Below are 16,032 nucleotides of genomic sequence, written 5' to 3' on the forward strand. Positions count from 1 at the left end.
GTCGTGGCCGACTGGTCGCGGTTCCTGCCGCTCAGCTCCGGAGCCTCGGTCGACGAGTCGGGGGTCAGCAATGACTGGCGCCCGCTCGTCGCGGATCGGCTCGACCGGCTCGCCGTCCTGGCCGCCTCCCCCTCCTTCACGGAGGGCGGGGCGGCCAGTGCCGTCTCCACCCCTCTTCTCGGCGCCCTCGTCGTGCGGCTCTCCAGCAGCACGACGCAGCGGCTCGCCGCACGCCTCGGCGCCCGCGAGGCCGCCGATCCCCCCGCCCCGGCAGCGCTGCCGGCAGCGCTCACCGCCCTCGCCACCGCGCGCCGCGCCGGACACGGCCCCACCGGCGTCGCCGAGCTGGTCGAAGCCGTCCGGGTCGAGCTCGCTCTCGCCCCCGAGACCGTGCTCCCCGAGAAGGTGAGCGGCGCCGTCGCGGTGGACCGCTCCCTCCGCGCCCCGCTCGCCATCCGCGCCGCCGCCCGCGGCAGCTCGCTCGTGCCGACCGACGCCTCCTGGTCGCTCGGCTCCGGCCCCGCCGTCCGCGCCCCGGCCGGCGAGATCCTCCGCTTCCTGCTCGACCTCGGGCCGTTCCCCACCGGCGTCGGTCCCGAGACGGACGCATAGCCCGCCGTAGCATCGGAGGATGACGCGCTCACTGCCGAGAAGCTCCCCCTCCGCCCACTCCCTCGACGCCGCCGGGGTGCTCGACCTCCTCGACGCGGTGGAGGCGGCACCCGGCGTCGAGTTGCACGGCCTGATGGTCGTGCACGCCGGCGCCGTGGTCGCCGAGGGCTGGTGGGCGCCGTACTCTGCCGAGCGGCTGCACCTGCTCTACTCGCTCAGCAAGAGCTTCACCGCCGCGGCGGTCGGCCTCGCGGTGGGCGAGGGACTCGTCGACCTCGACGCGACCGTCCTCTCCTTCTTCCCGGAGCTGGACGCCGAGATCACGGATCCGCGCTCGCGCTCGATCCGCGTCCGCGACGTCCTCGCGATGGCGAGCGGGCACTCCGCCGAGACCATCGATCGGGCGCGCGAGCTCGATCCCCTCGACATGGTCCGCGGCTTCCTGCTGCTGCCGCCGGAGCAGGAGCCGGGCAGCGTCTTCGCCTACAACCAGCCCTGCACCTTCGCCGCCGCCGCGATCGTGCAGCGCGTGAGCGGCCTGCCGCTGACCGAGTACCTCCGTCCCCGACTGCTCGACCCACTCGGGATCGGCGACGTCGCCTGGATCCGTGACGCCTCCGACCGCGAGATCGGCTTCAGCGGGCTGCACACCACGACGGAGGCGGCGGCCGCACTCGGTCAGCTCTACCTGCAGGACGGGCGCTGGGACGAGACCGCGGTCCTCTCGCCGGAGTGGGTCGCCGAGGCGTCGACCGCCCACGTCGCCACTCCCCCGGCCGACTCCCCCGACTGGGAGCAGGGCTACGGCTTCCAGTTCTGGCGCTCGCTGCACGGCTACCGGGCCGACGGCGCCTACGGCCAGTTCAGCCTGATCCTGCCCGAGCACGACCTCGTCGTCGCGATCACCGGGCAGAGCACCGACACCGGCGCACTCCTCGCCGCGGTCTGGGAGCACCTGCTGCCGGCGGTCGGCCGCGGCTCGACGGCCGACGCCGACGCGCGGCTGCTCGAGCGGCTCGGCTCGCTCGGGCTCGCGCCGCTCCCCGCGCTGTCCGCTGCTCCCGAGCCCGGGCGCTACTCGGCCGCGGCCGGGTCGGCGATCCGCTCGCTGACCGGGGTGGAGATCGCGGGCGACGTCGCCGGCTGGACCCTCGCGCTGATCGAGGGCGAGGAGCGGCTGCTGCTCGCCCCCGGCAGCGGCGAGTGGACGGTGACGGACGCGTTCGCGGCGAGCGCCGGCCCGGGCGACGACGGGACCCTGCTGGTCGACGTGATCTTCCTCGAGACGCCGCACCGCCTGCACCTCGCGCTCGACCCCACCGCCGGCACCTTCACGGCGCGCTGGCAGACGGAGCCCCTGCACGAGGGCCCGCTCGCGCTGCTGCGCGCCCCGCGCTCCCGGCTGGTCGAGTAGCCCCGCGGGGGCGTCTCGAGCGGCGAAGCCGCTTCGCGTCTCAGTGGTCAGGGAAAGGACGCGGCTGCGCCGCGACATGCTGGTCGAGTAGCCCCGCAGGGGCGTATCGAGACCCCCCGTCACCAGCAGGACGGGTCTGCAGACTCAGCGTTCTGACGGTGGTGGATCTCGATACGCCCGCTCCGCGGGCTACTCGATCAGCATGATTCCGCGAACGGACCCGCAGTGGGCCTCGCGCCCCGAGTAGAGCCCGCCCCGCGTCCACTCGCGGGCGCGGAGTCGCGCGAGTGGACCCGAAGCGGCCTCCGCAGCCCCGCTAGGCCCGGCACCGCGTCCACTCACGCTCCCTTTCATGCTGGTCGAGTAGCCCCGCAGGGGCGTATCGAGACCCACCGCGCTCAGCAGGCCGGGCCTGCAGACTTGACTCCGAACGGTGGTGGATCTCGATACGCCCGCTTCGCGGGCTACTCGATCAGCATGAAGTCCCCGCCGCCTGGTCGGCGAACCTCGGAACGCACGCCGCATGCTGATCGAGTAGCCCGAAGGGGCGTATCGAGACCCACGCCCGCCGGCGAAGCCGAGCCCACCCCTCGCTTAATGTTGACGTCGCCATGTACGGTCGAGGTGCGATGTTTGCGTGAACATCGGTCCGGCGTGCAAAGGAGCACAGCATGAGTCCTCGACAGCGATCCGTGGCGGCGGGAGTGGCGGCCCTCCTCGCGGCCGTCCTCCTCGGAGCGGGAGTGTCGCCCGCAGCGGCCGCCCCCTCCGGTGTGGTCACCGACCCGAACGACGGCGTCCCGCGGACGAGTCCGCCGCCCGTCTACACCGACTACCCCGCGATCCAGGACCCGGGCCGCGCCGCCGCCGACTACTTCCAGCCCTCCTGGTACGACACCGACGGCCGCCACATCCAGGCGCACGGCGGCCAGATCGTGACGACCGAGGAGAACGGCCAGGAGGTGCAGTACTGGTACGGCGAGGACCGCACCAAGGGCTACTGGAGCAGCCCCGGCGTCGCGGTCTACCGCTCGACCGACGGCCACAACTGGGAGAACAAGGGGGTCGCGCTGCGCAGCGTCGCCACCCCCGACGACCTGAAGTCCCCCTACTTCGACGCCCTCTACGACACCGTCGACGACGCCGGCCAGCCCCGCGCCGAGCGCATCGCCGAGCTCGACTACCACCTCGACACCACGCAGGCCTCGCCCAACACCGCGATCTTCGAGCGGCCGAAGGTGCTCTTCAACGAGAAGACCGGCAAGTGGGTCATGTGGTGGCACTCCGACGGCCGGATCACCCCCGGCGGCAGTACCTACGCGCGGTCGATGGCGGGAGTCGCGACCTCCGACAGCCCGACCGGCCCCTTCACGATGCAGGGCGTCTACCGGCTCTACAACCGCCCGAACTACCAGGCCTGCACCACCTCGGCGGTCCCCGGCCAGGCGCGCGACATGACCGTCTTCCAGGACGAGGACGGCACCGCGTACATCTCCTACTCCTCCGAGGAGAACTACTCCCTCTACATCGCGAAGCTCGACGCGGACTACACGAACGTCGAGCGCACGACCACGACGGACACGCTCGACGCCGGCCAGTACTCCGCCGACGGCACCTACCCCTACGTCTTCGCCGACGGGAAGGCCGGAGCGCCGGTCCGCGGCGCCGACTTCCAGATCGTGAAGGAGTGCGGCCACCTCGAGGCGCCCGCGATCTTCGCGAACGGCGGGAAGTACTACACGATCGCCTCCGGAGCGACCGGCTGGGCGCCCAACCCGCAGACCTACTACACGGCCGACTCGATCCTCGGCTCGTGGATCCGCGGAGTGGAGAAGGGCGACGTCAACGAGAACGTCGCCTACAACGCGATCACCGAGGGCGGCGACGGACTCCTCTCCGTCGGCGACACCCGGAAGACCACCTTCGGCTCGCAGTCCACCAACGTCCTGACCCTCGCGCCCGGCAAGTACGTCTACATGGGCGACCGCTGGGCCGACGGCGAATCGAACTCGAACTACGTCTGGCTCCCGATGACCGTCGGCGAGAACGGCCGCCTCGAGATGCGCAACCCCGCCGTCGAGGACCCGGCGCGCTGGGCCGCGGGCTGGAACGAGTCCTACTGGGACGACAAGGGCGTCGGAGCCGGCACCTGGTCGGTCGTCGACGACCGCCTCCCCGAGGCGGTGCGCCGGAACGCCGACGTCACCGCCGTCCTGCCCGCGACGGTCTCGGTGACGACCGACACCGCCACCCGCGACGTCGCGGTCACCTGGGCGCCGACCGGCCCCGCGCTCCTCGGCACGCTGACGGTGACGGGCACGCTCGCCGCCGACTCCGAGTTCGCGACCGGCCGCACCTTCACCCGCACCATCGAGGTCGCGGAGCCCGGGATCGCGAACCTCGCGCCCGGCGCCTCGCTGACGGTCTCGAGCCGCACCGACCTCGCGCCGACGCTGATCGACGGCAACGTGAAGGCGAAGGGCTGGGACGACTGGACCGGCACCGGCTACCCCCGCGACAGCCGGCTCGCCTTCTCCTGGAGCAGCCCGCAGAACCTCGACTCCGTGACCGTGCACGCCTTCAAGGACGGCGCGACCGCCACCTGGCCCTCGCGCATCGAGGTCGAGTACCAGGTGAACGGTGCCTGGACCACGAGCACCGTCGCCGCGACCCTCTCGCAGGCCGCGACCGACGCCGCGCCGACCGTCGCCCTCGACCTGTCGTCGCTGCCGGACACCACCGGCCTCCGCCTGCACCTGACGAGCGCCGCGAACACCTGGCAGTCGATCGCCGAGGTGCAGATCTGGGGCACCGCGCCTCCCGTGAACGTCTGCCGGGTGAAGGGCGCCGCCGTCTCGGCGTCGTTCAGCCAGACCAAGTGGGCGACCCTGCCCGCCGGCAACGCCTGCGACGGCAGCGTCGCGACCGCGTGGTCGACCTGGACCGATCAGGCGCTCGCGGGCAGCGCGGACTTCACGCTGACCAACACGGAGGCGCACCGCGTCGCCGGACTGTCGTTCACCAACACCGAGGGCACGCTCGCCTCGGTGAGCATCGCCTACCGCGGCACCGACGGCGTCTGGCGTCCGACCTCCGCGCAGAACGTCGCTCCCGCGGCGAACGGCGCGCTGACGACGATCCCCTTCACCGCGGTCGACGCCACGGGGCTGAAGCTCAGCTTCTCGACGCCGAACTCGTACCTGAAGATCACCGAGATCGTGGTGCCCGAGGCGGCGGCTCCGGCGCTGAAGGTGCCGGCCGTCGTGTCGTCGCGCTGCATCGCCGGCAAGGCGGTGCTGTCGGTGACGGCGACCAATGGCGAGACCGCGCCGATCGGCGTCACCGTCTCGTCCGCGTACGGGCAGAAGGCCTTCGCGAGCGTCGCGGCGGGCGCGAACGCCACACACAGCTGGACCACCCGCCAGGCCGCGATGCCCGCCGGCGAGGTCCTCGTGACCGCGACGTCCGGCCCGTCCACCCTCGAGCAGAAGGTGAGCTACCCGGCCCGCACCTGCTGACCCCCTGGATCTCGATACGCCCGCTCCGCGGGCTGCTCGATCAGCATGAACCGCGCAGCGGCCCACTCCGTGCTGGTCGAGTAGCCGCGGTACGCGGCGTATCGAGACCCACCGCCATCAGCAGCGCAGGTCGGCAGACTCGTCCTGCTGACGCGCGTGGATCTCGATACGCCCGCTCCGCGGGCTACTCGATCAGCATGAAGTGCCGCCCGCCCCTGCTGAGCCTCAGCCCGCTCGCATGCTGGTCGAGCAGCCGCGCAACGCCCCCCTCCGTGCTGGTCGATCAGTCCCGCAACGGCGCCCCTCATGCTGGTCGAGGAGCCGCGCAGCGGTGCCCCTCATGTTGGTCGAGGAGCCGCTCAGCGGTGCCCGTCATGTTGGTCGAGTAGCCGCGCAGCGGCGTATCGAGACCCACCGTCACCAGCAGAGCAGGTCTGCAGACCCGTCCTGCTGACGCGCGTGGATCTCGATACGCCCGCTCTGCGGGCTACTCGATCAGCATGAACTGCCGCCCTCGCGTGCTCGCGGAGCGGCCTCCCGAGACCACTGCACCCGGAAGCGGGGTCTCCCCCGCCCGCCCGCCACTGATAGGAATCTCAGGCCGGTGCATCGCCGCGTCCGGCAGAACGGGAACCTCAGTGATCCGCACCACCCGCGCCGTCCTCGCGACCGCGGTCCCCACCGCCGCCCTCGCGCTGAGCGTCCTCCTCGCCTCGGCGGCCGTCGCTCCGGAGGCGGTCACCGCACCGGAGAGCACGCCGACGGCCGCGCCCGTCCCCGTCGCCACGTCGTCCGCCTCGCCGACGGCGCTGCCCTGGCCGTCGCCCGCGACGCGCAGCGAGCACGGCTCCGACACGGATCCGACGACCGCCTGCTGCACGGTCCCCCCGGAGGAGTCCGCCCCCGCCGCACCTCTGGACGACGACAGCGCGGACGTCTCCCCCGACGGCACCTCCCCGACGGCGACTCCCGCGCCCCAGGACCCCGAGCACCTCCCCGAGCAGCACGACGCCGGCGGCGTCGACGTGGGCGTCAGCATCGACCCGCCGAGCACCCCCGGCGCCCTGTCGATGACCGTCGCCGGATCGGCGTCCACTCTGGTCGAGTCCGGCTCCACCGCGGTGCGCCGGCAGTTCCTCGGCGCCCTGCCCGCCGTCACGGTCGCGGACACCCGCGGCTCCGCGGCGGGCCCGGCCGTCTCCGGCTGGTACGTGCTCGGCTCCGCGAGCGACTTCACCGGGGCGAGCGGCGGCTCGATCGGCGCCGCGCACCTCGGCTGGACCCCGGAGCTCACCGGCCCCGGCGGTGCGGTCTCCGCGGGCCCCCGCGTCGCAGGTGTCCTCGACGGCGGCTCGGGCGTGCGCGACGCGGTGCTCCTCAGTACTGCCGACGACTCCCCCGCGGGATCCGGATCCTGGTCCGCCACCGCGGACCTGCTCCTCGCCACCGAGCCGACCGTCGCCGCCGGCTCCTACCGCTCGACGCTCACCCTCTCGCTCTTCGAGTGAGCCGGGGCTCGCGCTCCGCGTCCAGCACCGCGCAGGACGGCGCGCGCTCAGTCCTGTGCGACCGCGACCGTGACGACGAGCGCCGAGTGCACCACCGGCTCCGAGACCGCGAGGTAGCCCTCCGCACCCTCGATCCACGCCTCCGTCGCCCCCTCGCGGGTGCGGAAGAGCACCGCGTCCCCGCTCGAGGACCCGCGGCCGTCGGCCTTGGTCACGGCCCGGGTCCGCAGCTCCTGCAGCACCTGCTCCGCGCTCGCGCTCCCCGACGCGATCCGCTCGCGCACCGCACGGGTCCGGGCGGCGGCGATGCCGATCCCGCGACCGGTGGCCAGCGCGGCGACGACGGCGCCGTCGCAGTGGGCGATGCTGATCCGCATCCGCTCGAGCGCCGGGTGCTCGCCGCCGAGCACCGGGCGGCCGTGCGGGCCGCCGCACTGCCCGCAGCGCGCATCGACGCGGACGTCGAGCGGGTCGATCCCGAGCGTCTCGGCAGCGAGCTCGCGGACGAGCACGCGGCCGAGGAGGAAGCCGTCGCGCACCTCGCGGCGGCCGGTGGCCTCGTAGCGCAGGCGCTCGGCGAGGGTGAGCAGCCGGAGCATCCGGTGCCGGGCGGAGTCGAGGACCTCGGGGCGCGCCCAGCGCAGCTGGACGTCGTCGGTGGCGAGGAGGGGGAGACCGGTCATGCGCCGCACGGTACGCCGCGCAGGCGACATCGGCGTGACGGGCCGGTGACCGGGCGGCGTCCGGGCGGACTCAGCGCGGGAGCATCCGCGTCGTCTTGACTGGGCGGGTGCAGACGTTCCTCCCCGTCCCCGACCTCCGCGCGAGCGCCCGCGCCCTCGACAGCAAGCGGCTCGGCAAGCAGCGGATCGAGACGCTGCAGATCATGCGTGCGCTCACCGTGCCCGGCTACGGCTGGCAGCACCACCCCGCTGTGCGGATGTGGCGCGGCTACCGGCCGGCGGTGATGGCCTACCAGCGCGAGACCTGCGACGCCTGGACCGACCGCGGCTTCGCCGACACCTGCCTCGAGAAGACCGAGGCGGCGCTGGCGACGCAGCGCGCCGACCTGGCGCTGTACCGCGCCGGAGAGATCGAGCTTCCGCCCTGGTTCGGCCGCGACGACGTGCACCTGTCGCACCGCTCCAAGCTGGTGGAGAAGGACCCGGAGCACTACGCGCCGCTCTTCCCGGACACCCTGCCGGGGCTCGACTACGTCTGGCCGGTCACCGGTTGACGGCCCGTCGCGGGAGGCCGATCCGCACCCCCGTCGACGCTCGCGGGGCGCACGGAATGCGCGTCGCTCGCGCACAGGCCCTTTTCAGGCCCCCGACCGGCCCTTCGTCATTCGCGGTTCTGCGGTTAGTCTGTCGGGGTTGACCCGGCGCAGTGGGCGTCCGGGGCGTCGGTGGCGGCCGTCGCGATGATCGGGGGTTACCCGAAGGAGAAGGTTTGGCGTCCGACAGCAGGACAACTGGTGGCGTGATCAAGGCGATCGTGGGCTTCCTCGGCATGAGCGTCGTGGCAGGAGTCCTCGTGACCGCCACCGTCACTCCTGCCGTGGCGATCGCCGGCGTCGCCGCGAACCAGTCCATCGGAGTGTTCGACGGTCTCCCCGAGTACCTCGAGGTCGACAAGCTCTCCGAGAAGAGCAACATCTACGCGACCCGCGCCGACGGCTCCCCGCAGCTGCTCGCCTCCTTCTATGTCGAGAACCGCATCGAGGTCCCGCTGGACCAGATCTCGCAGTTCGCGAAGGACGCCGCCGTGTCCGGCGAGGACCCCCGCTTCTACGAGCACGGCGGAGTCGACCTCCCCGGCACCCTGCGCGCCGTCGCGCAGACCTACGTGCTCGGCAACGACACGCAGGGCGGCTCCTCCATCACGCAGCAGTACGTGAAGAACGTGCTGGTCGAGAAGGCCGTCCGCAACATCACCGACGAGGCCGAGCGCGCCGCCGCGATCGACGCCGCGACGCGCACCTCCCCCGAGCGCAAGCTCCGCGAGATGAAGCTCGCGATCGGCCTCGAGAAGGAGTACTCGAAGGACCAGATCCTCCAGGGCTACCTCAACATCGCCTTCTTCGGCGGCACCACCTACGGCATCGAGACCGCCGCCAACTACTACTACAACACCACCGCCGCGAACCTCACCGTCGCCCAGGCCGCGAGCCTCATCGCGATCGTGAACAACCCGGCCGTGCTCCGCCTCGACCAGCCGGACAACCCCGATAACGGCGCCGCGAACGGCTACCTGCGCAACAAGGACCGCCGCGACTACATCATCGGCAAGATGCTGGAGGAGGGGAAGATCTCCCAGGAGGATCACGACGCCGCCGTCGCGTCGCCGATCGAGCCGCAGATCACCGAGCCGAGCACCGGCTGCTCCACCGCCGGCGACGCGGGCTACTTCTGCGACTACGTCACCAACATCCTCAAGAACGACCCGGTGTTCGGCGACGACGAGGACACCCGCTGGACGAACTTCCGCCGCGGCGGCCTCGACGTCTACACGACGCTCGACGTCGACCTGCAGAACGCGGCGGTCGCGGCCGTCAACGCGCAGGTCCCGCAGACCTGGAACTTCGACGTCGGAGCGGTGTCCGTCAGCGTCGAGGTCGGCTCGGGCCGCGTCCTCGCGATGACGCAGAACAAGAAGTACTCGCAGGACCCGGACGTGCTCGCGGCCGACCCCTCCTACAGCGCCATCAATCTCAGCACCGACCGCGCCTACGGCGGCTCCTCGGGCATCCAGCCCGGCTCCACCTACAAGCTCTTCACCCTGGTGGAGTGGCTGAAGGAGGGGCACAGCATCAACGAGTCGGTGGACGGGACGCGGAAGCCGATCTGGGGGTCCTTCGAGGACTCCTGCGAGCCCGGCGGCACCAACTACGCCGGCTCGACCAGCGCCAAGAACGACGAGGGCGGGAACGGCCAGGTCGGCACCGCCGTCGACTTCACCAAGACCTCGCTCAACACGGGCTTCGTCGGCATGGCCCGTGAGCTCGACCTGTGCGCCATCCGCAACACGGCAGCGGACATGGGCGTGAAGCGGGGCAACGGCGAGGAGCTCGAGCACAACCCGTCGTCCGTGCTCGGAACCAACTACGTCTCCCCGCTCTCGATGGCCGGCGCCTTCGCCACCATCGCGTCCGGCGGCTCGACCTGCGACTCGATCGCGATCGACAAGATCACCGACGCGACCGGAGCCGAGCAGCCCGTGCCGTCCGCGAACTGCCGCCAGTCGATCGACCGGAACGTCGCCGCGACCGCGGCGATCGCCCTGCAGTCGACGTTCTCCGGCGGTGGCACGGCTTTCCAGTCGCGGACCGGCGACGGAGTTCCGCTGATCGGCAAGACCGGTACGACCGATGACGCGATGGCCACCTGGATGACCGGGGCCAGCACCCGCGTCGCGACCGCGGTCGGCGTCTTCAACATCAAGGGCGACGCGAACCTCCGCCTCGGCCGCTTCTCCTTCGACTCCGGCTCCGCGGCCACGGCGCGGCACCGCATCTGGCCCGTCGTGATGCGCGCCGCCGATGCCCGCTACGGCGGCACGGCCTTCCCCGAGGCCGACGGCTCGCTGCAGGTCGTCCCCCGCATCAACGTCCCCGACGTGACCGGCCTGTCGGTCGGCGACGCCCGGGCGAAGCTCGAGGCGGCCGGCTTCAGCGTGAGCGAGGGCGCCGCCGAGGCGAACTCCGCCGCGTCCGGCACGGTCGTCCGCCAGAGCCCCTCCGGCACCGCGACCCGCGGCACCACGGTGACGATCGTCCCGAGTTCGGGTCCGGCGCCCGCCCCCGCCCCGACCGCGGATCCCGCCGCTCCGGCGGCCCCCGCTGCCGGTCAGCAGACGGTGCCGAACGTGGTCGGCCAGGACCTCGAGACCGCCAAGGCCGCGTTCGCCTCGGCCGGCTTCTCGAAGATCACCCTGTCCTGCACCGAGAACGGCAACGCCCCCGACGCCGGCCAGGTGACGGGCCAAGACCCCGCGGGCGGCAGCGGCGTCGCCCCCGACGCCACCCTCCGCGTCGCCATCACCGCGAAGAAGTGCCCGTAGCCCTCACCCACGGCACCTGAAACCGCCTGCCGGAGCCCGAGCCTCATGCTGGTCGAGTAGCCCCGCAGGGGCGTATCGAGAACCACCGTCCTCAGCAGGGCAGGTCTGCAGACTCACCTTCTGACGCCGGCGGATCTCGATACGCCCGCTCCGCGCGCTACTCGATCAGCATGGACGTGGTGCGGCCGAGCCTGCAGCAGCACCGCGAGCATGCTGGTCGAGTAGCCCCGCAGGGGCGTATCGAGACCCACCGTCTCCAGCAGGACGGGTCTGCAGACTCAGCGTCCCGACGGTGGTGGATCTCGATACGCCCGCTCCGCGCGCTACTCGATCAGCATGGACGTGGTGCGGCCGAGCCTGAAGCAGCACCGCGAGCATGCTGGTCGAGTAGCCCCGCAGGGGCGTATCGAGACCCGCCGTCCTCAGCAGGGCGGGTCTGCAGACTCAGCTTCTGACGCTGGTCAATCTCGATACGCCCGCTCCGCGGCCTACTCGATCAGCATGGACGTGGTGCGGCCGAGCCTCCAGCAGCACCGCGAGCATGCTGGTCGAGTAGCACCGCAGGGGCGTATCGAGACCCACCGTCCTCAGCAGGGCGGGTCTGCAGACTCAGGTTCTGACGCCGGCGGATCTCGATACGCCCGCTCCGCGCGCTACTCGATCAGCAAGAGAGTAGGGGCGCGTCAGCCGCGGCCGCGCAGCGCGCCGACGATGGCCACCGTCGCGTAGTGCACGATCAGCGCCGCGATCCCGAAGCAGGCCAGCCCCCCGCTCGCCTCCGACCAGGGGCGGTGCGCGTCGGTCATGCTGCCGGGCATCACGATGTCGAGGGCGAAGAAGCCGACCGCGAGTCCGAAGCAGACGAAGCTGATGACCAGGAGCGCGCGGACCGCCTTGCCGACCGGGTCGTAGTAGCGCGGGTTCGACATCGTGCCTCCGGTTCTCGTCCCACGTGTCTATCCGCCCGCGCGACCCCCCGCAACCACTCGACACCCCACCCCTCCTCCCCCCGGACGCACGAAACCCCCGGCCTCCCCCTCCGCGAGATGCCACTTGTGCACGCGACACGCCGTGAAAAGCGTGCACAAGTGGCATCTCGCGGGAGGGACGCCGGGGGCGTCCGCTCACCAGAAGGTGCGGGGTCAGGCTGCCAGAGGCAGGGTCGCCATTGAGGTGACGACGAGGTCGCGCGCGACCGCGTCGACGCGGACGGCGCCGCCGTCGGTCACGTCGCCGGAGACGAACAGGTCGGCGATGCGGTCGTCGACCCAGCGCTGCACCAGGCGGCGGAGCGGGCGGGCGCCGTACTGCGGCTCGTAGCCGTGCTCGGCGAGCCAGTCGACCGCGGCCTCGGAGACCTCGAGCGACACGTCGCGCGAGGCGAGCCGCGCACGGCTGGCCTCCAGCACCAGCCCGACGATCTCGCGCAGCTGCGCACGGCCGAGTCGACGGAACAGCACGATCTCGTCGATCCGGTTGAGGAACTCCGGCCGCATCGCCTCGCGGAGCCGGCCCATCACGCGATCGTGCAGGTCCTTCTCCGAGGCGAAGCCCTCGGCCGACTCGTCGCTCTGCGCGACGAAGCCGAGCGCGCCGGAGCGCGAGGCGAGGAACTCCGACCCCAGGTTCGAGGTCATGATGATCACCGTGTTCCGGAAGTCGACCGTGCGGCCCTGACCGTCGGTCAGGCGTCCGTCGTCGAGCACCTGCAGCAGCAGGTTGAAGACGTCCGGGTGGGCCTTCTCGATCTCGTCGAAGAGCACGACCGAGTACGGGTTGCGGCGCACGCGCTCGGTCAGCTGACCGGCCTCGTCGTAGCCGACGTACCCGGGAGGGGAGCCGACCAGCCGCGAGACGGTGTGCCGCTCGCCGAACTCGCTCATGTCGAAGCGGATCACCGACTGCTCGTCGGCGAACAGCGAGCCGGCCAGCGTGCGGGCGAGCTCCGTCTTGCCGACGCCGGTGGGGCCCAGGAAGAGGAAGGAGCCGACGGGCCGCGAGGAGTCGCCCATCCCGGTCCGGCTGCGGCGGACGGCGCGCGCGACCGCGGCGACCGCGGCGTCCTGACCGATGACGCGCTGGTGCAGCTCGGTCTCGAGCTGCGCGAGACGGTCGCGCTCCCCCTCGGTCAGCCGCGACACCGGGATGCCGGTGGCACGAGCGACGACCGCAGCGATCTCGGCCTCGCCGACGACCGCCTCCTGCGAGACGGCTCCCCCGGCGGTCGCCGCATCGAGCGACGCCTGGACCGCGGTGATCTCGTCGCGCAGGCGCGACGCCTCCTCGTAGTGCTCGGCCGAGACGGCCGCGTTCTTGTCGCCCTCGAGGGTCGCGAGCTGCGCGAGCAGCGCGTCGGTGTCGACACCCGCGCCGAGCTTCAGGCGCAGACGCGCGCCGGCCTGGTCGATCAGGTCGATCGCCTTGTCGGGCAGCACCCGGTCGGGCAGGTAGCGGGCGGAGAGCTCGACGGAGGCGCGCAGGGCGTCGTCGGTGAAGGCCACGCGGTGGTGCTCCTCGTACGCGCCGCGGAGGCCGTGCAGGATCGCCACGGCGTCCTCGATGCTCGGCTCGCCGATGCGGACCGGCTGGAACCGGCGCTCGAGGGCCGGGTCCTTCTCGATGGTGCGGTACTCCTTGAGCGTGGTCGCACCGATCAGGTGCAGCTCGCCGCGGGCCAGCCGGGGCTTGAGGATGTTCCCCGCGTCCATGCCGCCCTCGCCCGCGCCCCCGGCGCCGACGACGGTGTGCACCTCGTCGATGAAGACGATCAGCTCACCCGAGTGGGCCGCGATCTCGTCCATCGTCGTGGTGAGGCGCTCCTCGAAGTCGCCGCGGTAACGGGTGCCCGCGAGCATGGCGGGCAGGTCGAGCGAGACGACGCGCTTGTCGCGCAACTGCTCCGGGACCTCGCCGGCCACGATCGCGCGGGCCAGGCCCTCGACGACCGCGGTCTTGCCGACGCCGGCCTCGCCGACGAGCACCGGGTTGTTCTTGGTGCGGCGGCTGAGGATCTCGACGGCCTGCTCGATCTCGTCGGAGCGGCCGATCACCGGGTCGAGCCGGCCCTCGCGTGCGAGCTCGGTGAGGTCGGTGCCGAACTTGTCGAGCATCGGGGTCTCGGACGCGGGTGCGCCCTGCTCGGGGACGATCTGCTCGCCGGCGACGGTCTCGCGCAGGCCCTGGGTGAGCGCCTCGGCGGTCACTCCCGCGCGGGCGAGGACCTGCCCGGCGGGCGCGTCCTGGCCGAGCACGAGCGCGAAGAAGAGGTGCTCGGGGTCGATGTAGGTCGAGCCGCTGGAGCGGGCGACCTGGTAGGAGTGGAAGAGCGCGCGCTGAGCGCTCGGGGTGATGGTCGCCGCGTTCTGCGAGGCCGGGGCCTCGCTCGCCTGCGGCAGGCGCGCCTCCGTGGCGGTCGCGATGGCGCCGGGGTCGACGCCGATGCGGCGGACCGCCTGCGACACGGCCTCGTCGTCGACGAGGACCCGCAGCACGTGCAGAGCGTCGAGCTCGGTCTGGCCGCGCTCGAGGGCGAAGCGTCCTGCGGACTGCAGGATGCTCTGGGTGCGTGCGCTGAGGAAGCGGCTGAGGTCGATGGACCGCGCCGCGCGGGCGCGCTCACCGTCGAGGTAGCGGGCGAGGAAGTCGTCGAACGAGCTCGCTCCGGCCTCGTTGTAGTTGTCGGGCACCAGTCCTCCTGAAAGAGTTGAGTCACTTGCACTCAAGTTCAACGCAGGGGGCCCTCCCCTATTCCCTTCCGCGAGATGCCACTTGTGCACGCCTTTCACGGCGTGTCGCGTACGCAAGTGGCATCTCGCGGGGGGGGCTATGGCTTCGCTGACGACCGGGCAGCGCCGGCGCTGTACTCTCCTCCGGACCGTGGGTACGGTCGGAGCATGGCGGATCGAGTCTCGAAGGGTGCACGCGCGAGCGCGGTGCGCTCGTCCGCACCCTCCCTGGCGAATGTCCGGCACCACCGCGCCGAACTCCTTGCTCTGGCGCTCCGTTCCGGGATCACCGGTATCTCCGTGTTCGGCTCCGTGGCCCGAGGCGCGTCGACGGAGAGCAGCGACATCGACCTCCTGGTCGACGCCGACCCCGAGACGAGCTACTTCACCCTGGCGTCGTTCGCTCTCGAAGCAGAAGCGCTGCTCGGTCATCCCGTCGATGCGGTGTTCCGCTCCGGCCTCCGCGCGCGGCGGGACGACAGCCTCCTCCGTGACGAGGTACCGCTGTGACCGATCGCGCCGCACGCTGGCTCGCGCTGATCGTCGAGGACTGCGAGAAGGCCCGAGGCCTCGTCCAGCGAGGACATGCCGCCTTCGAGGAGGATCCGGCTCTTCCGCTCGCGTTCGAGGCATTGGCCAACCGGATCGGGGACCTGGCGAAACGGCTCGTGCACCTCGATCCGGTCCAGTTCTCGGAACCGCTCTGGTCCATTGCCGCGAAGAACCGCGACTTCATCGTGCATCACTACGACATCGTCGATCGCGATCGACTGTGGCTCACCGTGGCGAACGACTTCCCCTCCGTCGACGAACTCGCTCGGCAGAAGCTCGCCGACAGCGACTCCGATGCCTGACTTCTCTCCTCGCTGACGCCGTGGAGCTGGAGTTCGAGGGGGTCGTGTGGTTCTGGCGAGGTCCGGCGCCGTGGCACTTCGTGAGCGTGCCCGCGGAGCAGGTCGAGGCGGTCACCGCCATCGCCGCGCATGTCAGCTACGGGTGGGGCATGGTGCCTGCGGCGGTGGAGCTCGGCGCGAGCCGGTGGACGACCTCGCTCTGGCCGAAGGACGGCGGGTTCGTCGTGCCGATCAACGCGGCGGTGCGCCGAGCGGAGGACGTCGAGGTCGACTCCGTCGTGCGGCTGCGCTTGACCATCGCGGCCTAGGCGCCGGACGGAGTATCTCGCACGAAGAGGA

12 protein-coding genes are annotated in these 16,032 nt (G+C 71.9%); 9 read left to right on the forward strand and 3 right to left on the reverse strand.

The window, feature by feature from the left end:
• Window positions 1-3 precede the first annotated feature (3 nt).
• The 4 genes from HQQ86_RS09655 (at window position 4) to HQQ86_RS09670 (ending at window position 7,052) form a co-directional block, all read left to right on the forward strand.
• Window positions 4-612, forward strand: a complete 609-nt coding sequence (locus tag HQQ86_RS09655) for a hypothetical protein (protein WP_173287906.1) — start codon at window positions 4-6, stop codon at window positions 610-612.
• Window positions 613-631: 19 nt separating this feature from the next.
• Window positions 632-2,026 carry a serine hydrolase gene (locus tag HQQ86_RS09660; RefSeq protein ID WP_173287908.1) on the forward strand — a complete coding sequence of 465 codons (1,395 nt, stop codon included), beginning with the start codon at window positions 632-634 and terminating at the stop codon, window positions 2,024-2,026.
• Window positions 2,027-2,697: 671 nt separating this feature from the next.
• Window positions 2,698-5,544 (forward strand): glycoside hydrolase family 43 protein, encoded by a 2,847-nt coding sequence (locus HQQ86_RS09665; RefSeq protein WP_173287909.1) that lies wholly within the window; start codon window positions 2,698-2,700, stop codon window positions 5,542-5,544.
• A 638-nt stretch (window positions 5,545-6,182) separates the two neighbouring features.
• Complete coding sequence (locus tag HQQ86_RS09670) at window positions 6,183-7,052, forward strand: hypothetical protein (protein ID WP_173287910.1); 870 nt, start codon at window positions 6,183-6,185, stop codon at window positions 7,050-7,052.
• Between the two features lie 47 nt (window positions 7,053-7,099).
• Here HQQ86_RS09670 and HQQ86_RS09675 read toward each other — a convergent pair whose 3' ends face one another.
• A complete protein-coding gene (locus HQQ86_RS09675; protein ID WP_173287911.1) occupies window positions 7,100-7,735 on the reverse strand; it encodes a 4'-phosphopantetheinyl transferase superfamily protein in 636 nt (211 codons plus the stop codon).
• A 107-nt stretch (window positions 7,736-7,842) separates the two neighbouring features.
• Between HQQ86_RS09675 and HQQ86_RS09680 the strand changes: the two genes are divergently transcribed.
• Both HQQ86_RS09680 and HQQ86_RS09685 read left to right on the forward strand, forming a co-directional pair.
• Window positions 7,843-8,289: an MSMEG_6728 family protein gene (locus HQQ86_RS09680; RefSeq protein WP_173287912.1), complete on the forward strand. Its 447-nt coding sequence runs from the start codon at window positions 7,843-7,845 to the stop codon at window positions 8,287-8,289.
• A 215-nt stretch (window positions 8,290-8,504) separates the two neighbouring features.
• A complete protein-coding gene (locus HQQ86_RS09685) occupies window positions 8,505-11,114 on the forward strand; it encodes a transglycosylase domain-containing protein (protein ID WP_173287913.1) in 2,610 nt (869 codons plus the stop codon).
• Window positions 11,115-11,797: 683 nt separating this feature from the next.
• Here HQQ86_RS09685 and HQQ86_RS09690 read toward each other — a convergent pair.
• The gene (locus HQQ86_RS09690; RefSeq protein WP_173287914.1) at window positions 11,798-12,043 is read right to left on the reverse strand and encodes a hypothetical protein; all 246 of its coding nucleotides are present in this window, start codon (window positions 12,041-12,043) and stop codon (window positions 11,798-11,800) included.
• 213 nt (window positions 12,044-12,256) lie between these two features.
• The gene (locus HQQ86_RS09695) at window positions 12,257-14,800 is read right to left on the reverse strand and encodes an ATP-dependent Clp protease ATP-binding subunit (protein ID WP_173287915.1); all 2,544 of its coding nucleotides are present in this window, start codon (window positions 14,798-14,800) and stop codon (window positions 12,257-12,259) included.
• A gap of 207 nt (window positions 14,801-15,007) precedes the next feature.
• On the opposite strand from HQQ86_RS09695, the gene HQQ86_RS20910 reads away from it, so the two are divergent.
• Genes HQQ86_RS20910 through HQQ86_RS21255 form a run of 3 tightly spaced genes read left to right on the forward strand, consistent with a single transcriptional unit; the run spans window position 15,008 to window position 16,001 of the window.
• Window positions 15,008-15,349 carry a nucleotidyltransferase family protein gene (locus tag HQQ86_RS20910; RefSeq protein ID WP_216845459.1) on the forward strand — a complete coding sequence of 114 codons (342 nt, stop codon included), beginning with the start codon at window positions 15,008-15,010 and terminating at the stop codon, window positions 15,347-15,349.
• Entirely contained in the window at window positions 15,346-15,693 is a 348-nt protein-coding gene (locus tag HQQ86_RS21250; RefSeq protein WP_173287917.1) for a DUF86 domain-containing protein, read from the forward strand. The genes HQQ86_RS20910 and HQQ86_RS21250 overlap by 4 nt, the downstream gene beginning before the upstream one ends.
• Before the next feature lie 20 nt (window positions 15,694-15,713).
• The gene (locus HQQ86_RS21255; RefSeq protein ID WP_173287918.1) at window positions 15,714-16,001 is read left to right on the forward strand and encodes a DUF1905 domain-containing protein; all 288 of its coding nucleotides are present in this window, start codon (window positions 15,714-15,716) and stop codon (window positions 15,999-16,001) included.
• The last annotated feature ends 31 nt before the right edge of the window (window positions 16,002-16,032 follow it).

The organism is Rathayibacter sp. VKM Ac-2857 (genome assembly GCF_013205025.1).
Classification (GTDB): domain Bacteria; phylum Actinomycetota; class Actinomycetes; order Actinomycetales; family Microbacteriaceae; genus Rathayibacter.